13 protein-coding genes and 2 pseudogenes are annotated in these 13,865 nt (G+C 69.7%); 9 read left to right on the plus strand and 6 right to left on the minus strand.

The window, feature by feature from the left end; translation table 11 throughout:
• Positions 1 to 99 precede the first annotated feature (99 nt).
• The 3 genes from AS96_RS01190 to AS96_RS01200 are packed head-to-tail and all read left to right on the plus strand — an operon-like array spanning position 100 to position 3,049.
• The gene (locus AS96_RS01190) at positions 100 to 600 is read left to right on the plus strand and encodes an FMN-binding protein (protein WP_036284750.1); all 501 of its coding nucleotides are present in this window, start codon (positions 100 to 102) and stop codon (positions 598 to 600) included.
• The gene (locus AS96_RS01195) at positions 597 to 1,499 is read left to right on the plus strand and encodes an FAD:protein FMN transferase (RefSeq protein WP_036284752.1); all 903 of its coding nucleotides are present in this window, start codon (positions 597 to 599) and stop codon (positions 1,497 to 1,499) included. Before AS96_RS01190 ends, AS96_RS01195 begins: the two co-directional genes overlap by 4 nt.
• Positions 1,499 to 3,049 (plus strand): FAD-dependent oxidoreductase, encoded by a 1,551-nt coding sequence (locus AS96_RS01200; RefSeq protein WP_036284754.1) that lies wholly within the window; start codon positions 1,499 to 1,501, stop codon positions 3,047 to 3,049. The genes AS96_RS01195 and AS96_RS01200 overlap by 1 nt, the downstream gene beginning before the upstream one ends.
• 80 nt (positions 3,050 to 3,129) lie before the next feature.
• On the opposite strand, the gene AS96_RS01205 is transcribed toward AS96_RS01200, so the two are convergent.
• Together AS96_RS01205 and AS96_RS01210 are read right to left on the minus strand one after the other, a co-directional pair.
• The gene (locus AS96_RS01205; protein WP_036284756.1) at positions 3,130 to 4,674 is read right to left on the minus strand and encodes a sensor histidine kinase; all 1,545 of its coding nucleotides are present in this window, start codon (positions 4,672 to 4,674) and stop codon (positions 3,130 to 3,132) included.
• On the minus strand, positions 4,671 to 5,405 hold the full coding sequence (locus AS96_RS01210) for a response regulator transcription factor (protein ID WP_016464648.1): 735 nt from the start codon (positions 5,403 to 5,405) through the stop codon (positions 4,671 to 4,673). Before AS96_RS01210 ends, AS96_RS01205 begins: the two co-directional genes overlap by 4 nt.
• A 192-nt stretch (positions 5,406 to 5,597) precedes the next feature.
• Between AS96_RS01210 and AS96_RS15945 the strand changes: the two genes are divergently transcribed.
• From AS96_RS15945 to AS96_RS01225, 4 genes are read left to right on the plus strand one after another with little or no spacing between them, the layout of a single operon-like run.
• Entirely contained in the window at positions 5,598 to 6,140 is a 543-nt protein-coding gene (locus AS96_RS15945) for a hypothetical protein (RefSeq protein ID WP_331280292.1), read from the plus strand.
• The gene (locus AS96_RS15950) at positions 6,137 to 7,084 is read left to right on the plus strand and encodes an ABC transporter permease (RefSeq protein WP_331280293.1); all 948 of its coding nucleotides are present in this window, start codon (positions 6,137 to 6,139) and stop codon (positions 7,082 to 7,084) included. Before AS96_RS15945 ends, AS96_RS15950 begins: the two co-directional genes overlap by 4 nt.
• Positions 7,085 to 7,131: 47 nt before the next feature.
• Complete coding sequence (locus AS96_RS01220; protein ID WP_051498714.1) at positions 7,132 to 7,857, plus strand: ABC transporter ATP-binding protein; 726 nt, start codon at positions 7,132 to 7,134, stop codon at positions 7,855 to 7,857.
• 45 nt (positions 7,858 to 7,902) lie between these two features.
• Complete coding sequence (locus AS96_RS01225) at positions 7,903 to 8,781, plus strand: CorA family divalent cation transporter (protein WP_081767943.1); 879 nt, start codon at positions 7,903 to 7,905, stop codon at positions 8,779 to 8,781.
• Here AS96_RS01225 and AS96_RS01230 read toward each other — a convergent pair.
• The gene (locus AS96_RS01230; RefSeq protein ID WP_036284757.1) at positions 8,730 to 9,887 is read right to left on the minus strand and encodes an IS30 family transposase; all 1,158 of its coding nucleotides are present in this window, start codon (positions 9,885 to 9,887) and stop codon (positions 8,730 to 8,732) included. The two genes, AS96_RS01225 and AS96_RS01230, sit on opposite strands and share 52 nt — an antisense overlap.
• 68 nt (positions 9,888 to 9,955) lie before the next feature.
• Between AS96_RS01230 and AS96_RS01235 the strand changes: the two are divergent.
• Positions 9,956 to 10,153: pseudogene (locus AS96_RS01235) on the plus strand (CorA family divalent cation transporter); the annotation flags it as partial.
• Positions 10,154 to 10,217: 64 nt separating this feature from the next.
• Here AS96_RS01235 and gndA read toward each other — a convergent pair.
• The 3 genes and pseudogenes from gndA to AS96_RS15580 all read right to left on the minus strand — a co-directional run.
• Positions 10,218 to 11,711, minus strand: coding sequence for an NADP-dependent phosphogluconate dehydrogenase (gndA, locus tag AS96_RS01240; RefSeq protein ID WP_036284767.1), 1,494 nt, complete (start codon positions 11,709 to 11,711; stop codon positions 10,218 to 10,220).
• 10 nt (positions 11,712 to 11,721) lie between these two features.
• A complete protein-coding gene (locus tag AS96_RS15575; RefSeq protein ID WP_353681716.1) occupies positions 11,722 to 12,240 on the minus strand; it encodes an NAD-binding protein in 519 nt (172 codons plus the stop codon).
• A pseudogene (locus AS96_RS15580) lies at positions 12,229 to 12,668 on the minus strand (NAD(P)-binding domain-containing protein); the annotation flags it as partial. The pseudogene AS96_RS15580 and the gene AS96_RS15575, both read right to left, overlap by 12 nt.
• A 101-nt stretch (positions 12,669 to 12,769) precedes the next feature.
• Between AS96_RS15580 and AS96_RS01250 the strand changes: the two are divergent.
• Entirely contained in the window at positions 12,770 to 13,831 is a 1,062-nt protein-coding gene (locus AS96_RS01250; RefSeq protein WP_036284769.1) for a D-2-hydroxyacid dehydrogenase, read from the plus strand.
• Positions 13,832 to 13,865 lie beyond the last annotated feature (34 nt).

The raw sequence follows: 13,865 nt of genomic DNA on the forward strand, positions 1-13,865 counted from the left end.
GGGGTGGCGCAGAAGGGCCCCAGTAGCGTGGAGGGGCGCCACCGCGATGCGCCCCCCCCCGCATCTGAAGCGGCAGGGCACGACAGAAGGAGGACCATCATGATCCGCACCACCGCCGTACCCCGTTCCGTCCGCACCGGCGCTGCTGCCGCCTCGGTGTTCGGAATGATCGCCCTCGCGGGCTGCTCGGCCACCACGACGAGCACCGCGTCGCCGTCGGCCGCCCCCGCCGACGAGTCCACCCCCTCGACGGCGTCCTCGGCTCCTGCCACCGGCAGCACCGGGGCCGCCGCCTCCGGCAGCGTGTACAAGGACGGCACCTACTCGGCCGACGGTTCGTACGCGACCCCCGAGTCGGTCGAGACCATCTCGGTGACGGTCACGCTCGCCGGCGACGTCATCACCGACGTGCAGGTCAGCGGAAATCCGACCAAGAGCGAGTCGAAGCAGTATCAGAGCCAGTTCATCGGCGGAATCAGCTCCGAGGTCGTCGGCAAGAAGATCGAGGACATCTCGGTGTCGCGCGTCGCCGGTTCGTCGCTGACCAGCGGTGGATTCAACAAGGCGATCGAAGAGATCAAGACCGAAGCGAAGGCGTGACCGCGCCCGACGCGCCCGACTCGTCCACGCCCCCCGCTTTCCGCTGGGAGTTCGAGGCGATCGGCACGCGCTGGCGCATCGACACGGCCGTGGAGTTGTCCGCCACGGTGCGCTCCGAGGTCGGTGTTCTGATCGACGCGTTCGACCGCGCGTGGTCGCGATTTCGGCCCGATGCCGAGATCGCCGCGCTCGCGACGGCGGCAGGATCCATCCCGGCGCCCGTCGACGCGGCGCCGATGCTGGATCTGTTCCTCGCGCTGAGCGAGGCCACGGCCGAAGCCGTCAACCCGCTCATCGGCGACGCGCTCGCGCGCCGTGGCTACGACGCCCAGTACGGGCTCGTGGACCACGGCGCGCAAGCCGCTCCGGCGGGATGGTCGCAGCTGCTGACATGGGGCGGCGATCGGCTCACCCCGCGCACGCCGGCGACGATCGATGTCGGAGCGCTCGGCAAAGGGCGCCTCGTCGACCGCGTGCTGCGTCGCGTCGCGGCGCACGTGGAGGGTGCGGTGACGGTCGACGCCGGCGGCGACATCGCTCTGCGCGGCAGCGAGACGATCGCACTCGAGCACCCCTTCGACCCGACGCGCGCGATCGGGGTGTGGCGGGTGACGGATGCCGCGCTCTGCGCGTCCGCGATCCAGCGCCGCGCCTGGCCGGCCGCGGACGGCGGGGGACTGCATCACGTGCTGGACGCGCGCACCGGAGAGCCGGTGCGCACGATCGCCGCGACGTGGGTGGTCGCTGCCGACGCCATGACCGCCGATGCCGCCGCCACCGCGCTCTTCTTCGACGGCGGACCCGCGTTCGCCGACGCTCACGCCGCGGCGTGGGTGCGTATGATCACCGACGGCCGCGTGGAGTGGTCGCCTGACAGTAAGGCAGAGTTGTTCCTGTGATGAGCTCACTCACCGCGGCATGGAGTCGCACCCTGGCGGTGCTCGGTCGCGTATCGATGTACCGCCTGGTCGTTCTCGCGCTCGTCGTCCTGGCCGCGATCGCTCTCGTGCTGTCCTTCGCGGGAGCGGTCGGACCCTCGCCGTGGGAGCTGCTGGTTACCCTCCTCGTGCTCGCGTTGGTCTGTGCCGCGACCGATGCGATCGCGCACCGCGTGCTCGGCAAGGACTGGCGGTGGGAGTCGTCGCTCGTCACCGTGCTGATCCTGCTGTTCGTCCTGCGCCCCACGGTGGAGCCGGCGGCGCTCGTGGGCATCGCCGTCGCGGGACTGGTGGCCTCGGCATCCAAGTACCTGCTGGTCTGGCAGGGACGCCACATCTTCAATCCCGCTGCGGTCGGCGCGACGGTGCTCACGGTGTTGAGCGTGTGGCTGCCGGACCTGGGCTCGTCCGCATGGTGGGTGGGTTCCCCCTTCCTCGCCGGACCCGTCATCCTGCTCGGCCTCGTCGTGCTCGTTCGCACCGAGAAGGTGCGCATCATCGCGCTCTTCCTCGTCGTCGCGGTGGCGGTCGCCTTCGTGCGCACCACGCTGCAGTACCAGCAGGCGGGGCTCGCACTCGATGCGGGGACGGTGTTCTGGAACATCCTCTGGTCGTCGCCGTTCCTGTTCCTCGGCGCTTTCATGCTCTCCGAGCCGCTGACGCTGCCCCCGCGCCGGTGGCAGCAGTTCGTGGTCGCGGCGGTGGTCGGCGTCCTCGCCGGCTGGCCCGTCGACGTCGGCGACGTCAGTCTCGGTCAGGAGCGCGCGCTGCTGGTCGGCAACCTCATCGCCTTCGTCTTCGCCCTACGTACGGCGGTGCGCCTCACCTTCCAGGAACGTGTCGCCCTCACGCCCACCGTGCGCGAGCTGTCGTTCCGGGCGGAACGGCGCTTCCGTTTCGTCGCGGGGCAGTATCTCGAGCTCGAGGTGCCGCACCCCCGCCCCGATGCGCGTGGCACGCGCCGGGAGTTCAGCATCGTCTCGGCCCCGGAGGAGCTGCCGGAGGTGCGCATCGCGCTGCGCGAAGGATCGCAGTCCAGCTACAAGAAGGCGCTCGCGCTCGTCGAGCCGGGCCAGCAGCTCGCGGTGACCGGCGTGTGGGGCGACTTCGTCCTGCCGGCGCGCGCGTCGGCGCCGGTGCTCATGGTCGCCGCCGGCATCGGCGTCACGCCCTTCGTCTCGCAGCTGCGCCACCTGCGCCTGTCGGGGGAGCAGCGTGACGTGGTGTTCGTCTACGTCGCCGCGGATGCCGAAGAGCTCGCGTTTCGCGACGAGCTCGAACACGCCCGCATTCCGGTGATCGTCTTCACTCGCACCGAGCCCGACACGCTTCCCGGGCACTGGACGTGGGCGCAGGGCGTCCGTCTGGATGCCGCGGGACTGCTGCAGATGGTGCCCGATCTCGCGTCGCGGCATGCCTACGTGTCGGGTCCGCCGCGTCTCATCGCGGACCTCGCCCCCGCCCTCGAGAAGGCTCGGACACTCACGACGGACGCCTTCTCGGGTTACTGATCGGCACCGCACCCGTGGTGCGGGGGCCGCGTGCGCCCGGTCGTCGGGGCGGTCTCGGCCCCGGTCGCGCGCAGCCCGGGTCAGGCCGGCGCGTCGGCCGCGTGCGGGGCCGCCGGGCGCGCCGGCAGTCGTACCTCGAACTCGGTGTGTCCCGGTTCGCTGTTGACGGAGATCGTGCCGTGGTGCGCGGTGACGATCGCCTTCGCGATCGACAGGCCCAGGCCGGTTCCTCCGGTCTGGCGTGCGCGGGAGGTGTCGCCGCGCGCAAACCTCTCGAACAGCTCGCCGGCGACCACCGGATCGATGCCGGGACCGTTGTCGGTGACGCGCACGACGGCGTCGCCCCCCTCGACGGCGACGCTCGCGGTGACCGTCGTTCCTGCCGGCGTGTGCACGCGGGCGTTGGTGAGCAGGTTCGCCACGACCTGATGCAGACGCATCGTATCTCCGGCGACGACGACCGGTTCTTCGGCGGCATCCAGCTGCCATTCGTGTCCTGAGCCGGCGACCTGTGCGTCGGCGACACTGTCGACGACCACTCGCGTGAGGTCGACGGCGCCGTACACGAGTTCCTTGCCCTCGTCGAGTCGAGCCAGCAGCAGCAGGTCTTCGACGAGCGCCGTCATCCGCAGGGAGGCGGACTGGATGCGCTCCAGGCTCTGCTCCGACTGCTCGGCGCTGATCGCGACCTGGGCCGGTGTGGCCGCGTCGCCGGCGGCGTTCACGGTTCGCAGCGACCGCAGGGAAAGCTCGGAGTAGCCGCGGATCGCCGCCAGGGGAGTGCGCAGCTCGTGGCTGGCGTCGGCCACGAACGAGCGCATGCGTTCCTCGTTGCGTTGCCGGGCGGCCAGTGACACGTCGATGTGGTCGAGCAGAGTGTTCAGTGCCGCACCGACACGCCCGATCTCATCGCTCGCATCGGCTTCGGATGCCGGGACGCGCTCGGAGATGGTGACGTCGCCCGAGTCCAGCGGCTGCGCAGCGACGCGTGTCGCCGTGGCGGCGACGGCCCGAAGCGGCCGAAGGGAGTAGCGGATCACCACGGCGATGACGGCCGCCAGCAGCAGCAGCCCTCCGGTGGTGACGAGGGCGACGGTCGTCAGGATCTGCGCAATGGTCGTGTTCACGGTCGACACCGGCAGCCCGACCGCGATCGCGTAGGGACCGGCGCCGGTGGTGAACAGCCGGTAGGTGCCGATGTCGTCCACCGTCCCCGTCGCGGAGGGACCGGAGCCGAATGCGTTGGCGATCTCGAGTACCTGTGCGTCCGTCAGCGGCTTCACGCTGTTGCCGTCGAGGTACGCCCCGTCGAAGCCGCTCGCGGACCTCACGATCAGCAGCACTCCGGGAGTTCGCACGCGCGCCTCCTGCAGCACGGTGTACGCGGACTGCACGGTGCCGAAGTCCACCTTCTGCGAGAGCAGTTGCGCGCTGACACTGGCTGCCGCATCGCGCACTTGTGTGTCGAGCTGGCCGGACAGGATGTTGCCGAGAAGCGCGCTGGTGGCGACGCCGATCATCGCCAGAATCAGCGTGACCATGCCGACGACGGCCGCGATCAGTCGCGTCTGCAGGCTCCATTGCGGTCGCCGTCGGACCTTTTTCGGCGCAGGCGCTGCGCTCACTGCGGAGCTTTGATCATGTAGCCCACGCCGCGCACCGTGTGGATGAGCGGGTCACGGCCCGCGTCGATCTTCTTCCGCAGGTAGGAGATGTACAGCTCGACCACCGAGGAGCGCCCGCCGAAGTCGTAGTTCCAGACGCGGTCCAGGATCTGGGCCTTCGACACGACGCGACGCTGGTTGCGCATGAGGAAGCGCAACAGCTCGAACTCCGTCGCCGTCAGCTCGATCTCGGTGTCGCCGCGCATGACCTCATGGGAGTCCTCGTTCAGCGTCAGCTCACCGACGCGCAGGACGGGGTCGGCGCCGCCCGCTGTCGCGGTGCCGGCGCGGCGCATCAGACCGCGCAGACGCGCGACGACCTCTTCCAGGCTGAACGGTTTGGTGACGTAGTCGTCGCCGCCGGCGGTGAGGCCCGCGACGCGGTCGGCGACGGCATCCTTCGCCGTGAGGAAGAGTACCGGCACATCGTTGCCGGCGTGACGCAGTCGCTGCAGCACCGACATGCCGTCGAGGTCGGGCATCATGATGTCGAGCACCATGGCGTCGGGATCGAACTCGCGCGCCTGCGCGAGCGCGTCGAATCCCGACCCCGCCGTGCGGACCTCCCAGCCCTCCATGCGCAGCGCCATCGAGAGCAGGTCCGTGAGCATCTGCTCGTCGTCGACGACGAGGACGCGAAGGGCCGACCCGTCTGGGCGGTGCAGGACAGGGGAGGCGGCGAGAGCGGTCATGGCTCCATTGTGCTGCCGGTGCTGTGAAGAACCTATGCGCCGCGCTATGAGCCCGCTGTGGATTGCAGCAGGCTCTGCCGAGTGGCTCATAGCCACTTCCTCAGTCGCCCTTCGATCGCGCATCGAAACCGCTCGTACGTTCGTCGCGTCGGCGCACCGAGCACCCGGGCTCGCTCGCCAGAAGGAGACGCGATGTATTGGACGTATCTGCGCCGTGAGCTGTCCGGCCGAAAGAAGCAGACCACGATCGTGGCGATCGGCCTGGCCGTCGCGGTCGCGCTGGTCATCATGGTCAACGCGCTGTCCGCGGGCGTGCGCGACGCCCAGTCGGAGGCCCTGGCCTCGGTATACGGCGTCGGCACCGACCTCACCGTCACCGGCGCGCAGGCCCAGCCCGGCTCGAACACGCGCGGTGGTCGCTTCGACTTCGAAGGCGGCGGCGGCCAGACCGGCGCGGACGGGACGACCACCCTCAACCAGTCGCGCCTGGTCACCGGGTTCGGTCGCAGCACGCTGGACGCGTCGGTGCTCGATACGGTGCGCGCCGTCGACGGGGTGTCCGAGGCGACCGCTGCTCTCAGCCTCACGAACATGACCTTCACCGGTTCGCTGCCGCAGCGCCAGTCCGGCACCGCGGAGGGCGGCACGCAGACCGCGCCGCAAGAGGGCGAGGGCAGCCGCGGTCAGGGCGGCGAGGGCGGTGGCGGGGGATTCCAGGGGGCTCCTTCGGCGTGAATTCCTTCAGCGTGCTCGGCGTCGACCCGGGCGCCACCGCCGCGGGGCCGTTGACGGCTGCCACCGTCAGCGGTGGACGCGCGCTCACCTCTTCTGACGCGGGTACGGATGTCGCCGTGGTCGACGCGACCTACGCGGCCAGTGCCTCTCTCGCCGTGGGCGGCACCATCGATGTGGCGGGGACGCCGTTCCAGATCGTCGGGATCGTCGCGTCCGCGTCCTCGTCCGCCGACACCGCCGCCAACGTCTACATTCCGCTCGATGTCGCACAGAAGCTCTCCGGCGCGGGCGACGTCGTCTCCACGGTGTACGTGCAGGCCAGCTCGAGCGATCGCATCGCCGCGATCCAGTCCGCGCTCACGGCCGCCCTCCCCACGGCGACCGTCAGCTCGCAGTCGGACCTTGCCTCGACCGTCTCGGGCTCGCTCGCCAGCGCGAGCTCGCTGATCACGAACCTGGGCACGTGGCTGTCGATCATCGTCCTCGTGGTGGCCGTCGCTCTCGCGGTCCTGTTCACGATCTCGGGTATCTCCCGACGCACCCGTGAGCTGGGCACGCTGAAGGCCATCGGGTGGTCCAACGCGCGTGTGGTCGGCCAGGTGGCGGGGGAATCCGTGGTCCAGGCCCTCATCGGCGGTGTCATCGGCGTGGCGCTCGGCCTCATCGGCGCGCTGATCATCAACATCATCGCCCCCACGGTGTCGGCCTCCGCGGGCGCGACCGCCGGCCGAGGTCCGGGCGGGGGTGGTCGCGGCGGGGGAAGCGGGTTCGGCGGTCAGCTGGCGCAGACGACAACCGAGATCGCCCTTCACGCGCCGCTGTCGCTCTGGATCGTCGGGCTCGCTCTCGTGCTCGCCGTCCTCGGCGGACTGATCGCCGGCGTGTTCGGTGGCTGGCGTGCCGCCCGTCTCAGCCCCGCAGAAGCACTACGGGCGGTCTCGTGAGCGCCCCGGCCCCCACTGACGTCCACCATCTCGAAGGAATGACCGACATGACCGTGATCGATGACACCATCGCTACCCCTGCGCCGACCGCGGCGGGAGCGGCCTATCGCTTGACGTCCGTGACGAAGACCTACCGTCAGAAGCTCAGGGAGGTGACGGCCTTGACGGGGGTCGACCTGCAGATCGAGGCAGGAGAGTTCGCGACGATCCAGGGTCCCACGGGTGGGGGCAAGTCGACCCTGCTTCAGATGCTCGGCGCGCTCGACGTCCCGACCAGCGGAACGGTGCTGCTCGGCGACACCGACCTCGCGGCGGCATCCGCGACGGACCTGCAGAAGGTGCGCGCGCACGAGATCGGCTTCGTGTTCCAGGCCTTCAATCTCATTCCCACGCTCACCGCGGCAGAGAACGTCGCCATGGGGTTGGAACCGCTGCGTCTGGACAGTGCCGACCGTCACACCCGTGTCGAGGAGGCCCTCGCGCACGTCGGCCTCTCCGATCGCGGCAGCCACCGTCCGGGGGAGCTCTCCGGCGGGCAGCAGCAGCGGGTGGCGATCGCGCGGGCCATCGCCAAGCGCCCGCGCGTGCTGCTGGCGGATGAGCCGACCGGGAATCTGGATGAGTCGATGCGCGACGAGATCCTCGTGGTGCTCGAACGTCTCTCCGCCGAGGGGCTGACCCTCGTCGTCGTCACCCATGACTCGGCCGTCGCGCGCCGCGCCCGTCGCCGGCTGCGGCTCGACAAGGGCACCGTCACCGACATCACGGCATGAGAGCGATGAGGAGCGGGGCCGCCCAGCGGGCCTAGGGTTGCTCTCATGGCTCAGCCCCAGTGCGTCGTCTACGACGACGGCATCGCCCACCCCACCGACGCGGCACCGGCCGACGCGCTCGCCGAGGCGCGTCGGCGGGGCGGGATGCTCTGGGTCGGGCTGACCTCCCCGAGCGACGAGGAGGTGAACGCGCTCGCCGAGGTGCTCCAGCTGGAGCGGCTCGGCGTCGCGACGGCGCTGCGCACCCATCAGCGTTCGAAGCTCGAGCGCTTCGGCGACCACCTGTTCGTGGTCGTCCAGCCCTCCCAGTACGACGAGCCGACCGAGACGGTGCAGTGCCGCGAAGTCGACCTCTTCGTCGGCCCCGACTTCTTCGTCGCCATCTCCGGCGACGGCGCGGTCGACATCGATCGCCTGCGAACGCTGCTCGACGAGCATCCCGACATCGCCGCGCGCGGGCCCCTGGGCGTGCTTTGGGGAACCTTCGAGTACGTCACGCGGGCGTACCGGGCCGTCATGGACGAGATCGAGCACGACATCGACGAGATCGAGGAGCAGCTCTTCGCTGAAGACGAGGGCGTCTCCCGTCGCATCTTCGCGCTGCAGCGCGAAGTCATCGACCTGCGCCATGCGACGGCTCCGCTGCCGGCGATGATGGACCGCCTGGAGCACTACGTGAGTACACGGATGCCGAGTGGCGAGGCCCCCGGATATCGGGAGATCGCCGATCGTGCCCGCTACATCGATGCGCGAGTGGCGTCGTTTCGCGAAACCCTCGACAATGCGCTGACGATCCACGCGACGATCGTCGACCAGCGACGCAACGACCAGATGAGCGAGATGACGCGCACGAGCATCGAGCAGAGGCGGATTCAACCGGTGGTCGCAACGAGTTCTGTGAACTTCTCCGATGGTGTCAGATAGCCGAGCGTTTTGCGTGGTCGTCCGTTGAGCGAGTCCTGGATCGCGGTCAGCTCAGCGCGGGTGACGATGCTCAGATCGGTGCTCTTCGGCAGGTACTGGCGTAGCAGTCCGTTGGTGTTCTCGTTGCTTCCGCGCTGCCACGGGGAGTGCGGGTCGCAGAAGTAGATCGGGATGCCGGTCGCTGTCGTGAACTCGGAATGCTTGGCCATCTCGGCGCCCTGATCCCAGGTGATCGTCCGCGCCAGCGACGCCGGCAACGCGGTGATCGCCTCGCGCATTGCGGCCTCCACCTTGTCGGCGCTCTTCCCGTCGGGCAGGTGCAGCAGAAGTGTGAGGCGGGTGCTGCGTTCAACGAGGGTTCCCACGGCGCTGCGACTGTTCTCACCGAGGATCAAGTCGCCTTCCCAATGCCCCGGCACGGCGCGGTCTTCGACCTCCGCGGGGCGCTCGCTGATCATCACCATCCCTGGCAGCCGGCCTCGCCGGTCCGTCGCGGTCCGCGACTTCCGTGCCGCACGCCCTGACCGCAGGCAGCGGGCAAGCTCGCGGCGCAACTGCCCGCGTCCCTGCACGAACAGGGACTGGTAGATCGTCTCGTGACTCACGTGCATCTCCGGGTCGTCGGGATGCTCCAACCGTAGGCGGGCGGCGATCTCCTGCGGAGACCACAGTTGCTCCAGCTGCGTCGCGACAACCTCGAGCAGCCGTCCACCGTCAAGCTTGAACGGCTTCGGTCGGCGGGCCTGCTCTCGCGCGTCCTCATGCGCCCGCCACGCCGAGTACCCCTCCCGCCCGCCGCCGCGCTTGACCTCGCGGCTGACCGTCGACACCGCCCGTCCCAGGGCGAGCGCGATCGCGGTCAACGTGTCACCGCGCGCGAGACCAACCAGGATCTCCTCACGATCGAAGACCGTCAGATGCCCCTCGCGCGGCTCCCAGCCGAACGGCTTCCCGTCGAGGTGACGCCCTTCCCGCGCCATGCGGCCGACCATCGGGGCCGTGCAGCCGATCTCGCGGGCGATATCGATGAGCCGCCACCCCTTCGAGTGGAGACGGAGCGCGAGCTGCTTCTGCTCACGACTGAGATGACCATGCTTGCCCTGCAACGAATGCCTCCCGAGATCAGCGTCTGCTTCATCTCACAGCACTCATTGCGCTGACCGGTTGAATCCGCCAGAACGATCAGGTCAAGAAGATCTCGTCCTGGGCCGCCATCGGCTTCGCGCCGACGCTCGTCGCCGGCATCTACGGTATGAACTTCCACGACATGCCCGAACTGTCATGGCCGTGGGGGTATCCCTTCGCCATCGCGCTCATGGCGGCCGTCAGCACGGGACTGTATCTGGTCTTCAAGAAGAAGGACTGGATCTAGGCCTTTCGACTCGCGGCTGAGCAGAGCGCGTCGAAACGCCCCTGCTCAGCCGCGCCGCGGGCGGTCAGTGGGTGTCTTCGGCCTCGACCTCGGTGCGGTCGCCCGACCACAGCGTGTGGAAGGTGCCGTCCTTGTCGATGCGCTTGTAGGTGTGCGCACCGAAGAAGTCGCGCTGGCCCTGGATCAGGGCGGCGGGCAGGCGCCGCGCGCGCAGTCCGTCGTAGTACGCCAGCGACGACGAGAAGGCGGGAGCGGGGATGCCGGCGGCGGCAGCCAGCGCGACGATGTTGCGCCACGCGTCCTGTGCGCGCGTCAGCGCGTCGACGAAGTACGGCGCCGTCAGCAGAACGGCAAGGTCCGGCTCGGCTTCGTACGCGTCGGCGATCCGGTTGAGGAACTGGGCGCGGATGATGCAGCCGGCGCGCCAGATCTTGCTGACCGCGCCGAGGTCGATCGACCAATCGTAGTGCGCGGCGCCGGCGCGGATCTCGTCGAATCCCTGCGAGTACGCGACGATCTTCGACGCGTAGAGGGCCAGCCGCACCTGCTCGATGAAGGCGTCCGCGTCGGCGCCGGTGAGGTGCTCGCCGGTCGAGTCGTCGGGACCCGGCAGTGCGCCGGAGATGGAACGCTGTTCGGGGTGGCTCGACAGCGATCGGGCGAAAACGGCCTCGGCGATGCCCGAGACGGGAACTCCCAGGTCGATCGCGGTCTGCACGGTCCACCCTCCGGTGCCCTTCGCGCCGGCCTGGTCGAGGATGACATCGACCAGCGGCGTGCCGGTCTCGGCGTCGACCTGGCGCAGCACCTCGGCGGTGATCTCGATCAGATAGCTCTCCAGCTCGCCCGTGTTCCACTCGGCGAAGACATCGGCGATCTCGGCGGGCGACGTGCCCGTGGCGCGACGGATGAGGTCGTAAGCCTCCGCGATCAGCTGCATGTCGGCGTACTCGATGCCGTTGTGCACCATCTTCACGAAGTGGCCGGCACCGTCGTGTCCGATGTGGGTGACGCAGGGCTCGCCTTCGGCGACCGCTGCGATCGAGCGCAGGATGGGACCGAGCGTGACCCAGGCCTCGTCGGGGCCGCCGGGCATGAGCGACGGGCCGAGGAGCGCGCCCTCCTCACCGCCGGAGACACCCATTCCCACGAAATTGAAGCCGCGCTCTCGCACGGCCTTCTCGCGACGGATGGTGTCCGTGAACAGCGCGTTTCCGCCGTCGATGATGATGTCGCCGGGCTCGAAGACGTTCATGAGCTCATCGATGACGGCGTCGGTGGGGCCGCCGGCCTTGACCATGATGAGTGCCGTGCGCGGCTTCTGCAGGCTGGCGGCGAACTCCTCGTAGGAGAAGGCGGGGACGAAGCCGGCCTCGGGGTGCTCCGCGACGAGCTCGTCGGTCTTCGAGCGCGAACGGTTGTACACCGCGACGGTGTTGCCCTCGCGCGACGCCAGATTGCGGGCCAGGTTCGAGCCCATCACCGCGAGTCCGACGACTCCGATGTTGGCCGTGGGCGACACGGGCGTTGTGGTCTCGGCAGCGGTCTGTTCGGGCACGTCGAACTCCTCAGGGTCGGTCGGGGATTCCGTTCTCAGCGTAGTCCGCCCCGGGTGTGGCGGGCGTCGGATGACGCCGCGCCGTCAGTCGCCGTGTGACCGAGATGTCACGGTCGCCGAGACCCGCAGTGAGGATCTCGTCGAAGACCGTGCGCAACGCGGGCAACAGGGCGGTCGTGGTGTGTGTGGATGCCGCGACGTCGGCGGCGAAGCCCAGATCCTTCACCATGTAGGCGGCGGCCCCCGACGGGCTGTCGTCACCGGCGACGAGGCGGTCCTTGCGGCTGGACAGCAGGTTCGAGCCCGCATAGCCGCCCGCCAGCAGTAACCACAGGGCGTCGAGGTCGAGCCCCGAGCGTGTGGCCAGTTCGGTGGCCTCCCCGAGGGCGACGATGGTCGCGGCCACGACGAGCTGATTGCAGGCCTTCGCCACCTCTCCGGCACCGAGCGGGCCGAGGTGGACGGCAGTGCCGCAGGGGGAGAGGATTTGCGCGGCCAGCGCGGCGTCGGCATCCGCTCCGCCAAGCATGATCGACAGCGTCCCCGCGCTCGCCCCGTCGACGCCCCCGAAACCGGGCAGTCCACGACCCGCACACGACCGCTGCTCTGCCGGCCGAGTCGTTCGGCCATCGCGCGCACGCCCGTGGGTGACGAGGTCGACCCGATCAGCAGGAGCAGGTCCTCGGCGCCGGCGAGCAGGCCGTCATCGCCGTCGAGGATCCTCTCGAGGTCGGGGAGGTCGGGGAGCATGACGAGCACGGCGTCGCTGTGCGCAGCCAGTTCGCCGGGGGTGTCCACGGGACTCGCGCCGAGCTCGACGAGATCGGGCCGCGGCATCCGCGACCAGATCGCGAGACGCCCGCGGGCGCGGATGAGATGGTGAGCCATCGCCGTGCCCATGGCGCCGGTGCCGATCATTCCGAGGCGGACGTCCTCGGCCGCAAGAGGCGATGTCATGACGACACTGTAGATAGAATTCAACAGGATGAACAGGTTTCAGTAAAGTGGACGTGCGGTAGAGTAGTCGCCGACCACGTCCACCCGATGGAGGGAAACGAATGTCGGATCACGCCGTCCGCACACTGCGGGCCGTCGCTGCCGTACCGCTGCGGGAGGACCTGTGCCGACTGATCGAGCAGCTGGAGCCGCGCGTCCAGATGGTTCGGGAGCCCGAGCTGCTTCCGCCCATGCGCGGCGCCGCCGACTGGTCCGGCGACCCCGCGTTCCGGCGCACGCCCGCCCAGCAGCGCCGCTTCGACGAACTGGTCGACTCGGCCGACGCCTTGTTCGGCATCCCGGATGTCGATCCGGCGGCGCTCGCACGCACGGTCGCGGCCAATCCGCGGCTGCGGTGGGTCATGACCACGGCGGCCGGTGGCGGCGCGCAGGTGCGGGAAGCGGCGCTTGCGCCCGAGGCGCTGCGGCGCATCGTCTTCTCGACCACCGCCGGCGTCCACGGGGGAGCGCTCGCCGAGTTCGCGGTGTTCGGCGTGCTCGCCGGTGCAAAGGACCTGCCGCGTCTGCGCGCCGACCAGGACTCCCGCACGTGGCCCCTGCGGTGGCAGATGCGCCAGCTCGACGAGATGACGGTGCTGATCGTCGGGCTCGGCGGCATCGGGTCGGCATGCGCGCGGCGGTTCGCCGCTCTCGGCGCGACGGTGTGGGGCACGACGCGTTCGGGGGAACCGGTCGAGGCCGTGGACCGCCTCGTCCCTCTCGAGGAACTGCCGTCCGTGATCGCCGAGGTGGATGCGGTCGTGGTGACGCTGCCGGGCACGACGCAGACGCACCACCTCATCGGCGCGGCCCTGCTGTCGAGGGCGCGTCCGGGCCTGATCCTCGCCAGCGTCGGACGCGGCAGCGTCATCGACGAGGCGGCACTGCTGCGGGCTCTCGACGACGGCACCGTCTCCTTCGCCGCGCTGGACGTCTTCGAGGTGGAGCCGCTCGCGCAGGACTCGCCGCTGTGGTCGCATCCCCGCGTCCTGGTGAGTCCGCACACGGCAGCCCTCGACGGCCGGGAGGAAGAGCGGATCGCGCGGCGGTTCGCCGCCGACGCGACGCGACTGCTCGATGGCGCCGCGTTGCACGCTGTTGTCGATACGGTCGAGTTCTACTGACATCGGCGCACGGCCGCGTGCGTCGTGAAGGAGG

Origin of the sequence: Microbacterium sp. MRS-1, from assembly GCF_000585455.1 — a bacterium.
Taxonomy (GTDB): Bacteria; Actinomycetota; Actinomycetes; order Actinomycetales; family Microbacteriaceae; genus Microbacterium; species Microbacterium laevaniformans.

What these genes read in the sequence shown, in the direction of transcription:
- AS96_RS15575 (WP_353681716.1), bottom strand. Translation starts at nt 12,240, where the DNA reads ATGCTTGGCGGAGCGGATGCCGACGCCGCGCTGGCCGCGCAAATCCTC.
- AS96_RS01210 (WP_016464648.1), bottom strand. Translation starts at nt 5,405, where the DNA reads ATGACCGCTCTCGCCGCCTCCCCTGTCCTGCACCGCCCAGACGGGTCG.
- AS96_RS01200 (WP_036284754.1), top strand. Translation starts at nt 1,499, where the DNA reads ATGAGCTCACTCACCGCGGCATGGAGTCGCACCCTGGCGGTGCTCGGT.
- AS96_RS15945 (WP_331280292.1), top strand. Translation starts at nt 5,598, where the DNA reads ATGTATTGGACGTATCTGCGCCGTGAGCTGTCCGGCCGAAAGAAGCAG.
- AS96_RS01225 (WP_081767943.1), top strand. Translation starts at nt 7,903, where the DNA reads ATGGCTCAGCCCCAGTGCGTCGTCTACGACGACGGCATCGCCCACCCC.
- AS96_RS01220 (WP_051498714.1), top strand. Translation starts at nt 7,132, where the DNA reads ATGACCGTGATCGATGACACCATCGCTACCCCTGCGCCGACCGCGGCG.
- AS96_RS01250 (WP_036284769.1), top strand. Translation starts at nt 12,770, where the DNA reads ATGTCGGATCACGCCGTCCGCACACTGCGGGCCGTCGCTGCCGTACCG.
- AS96_RS01190 (WP_036284750.1), top strand. Translation starts at nt 100, where the DNA reads ATGATCCGCACCACCGCCGTACCCCGTTCCGTCCGCACCGGCGCTGCT.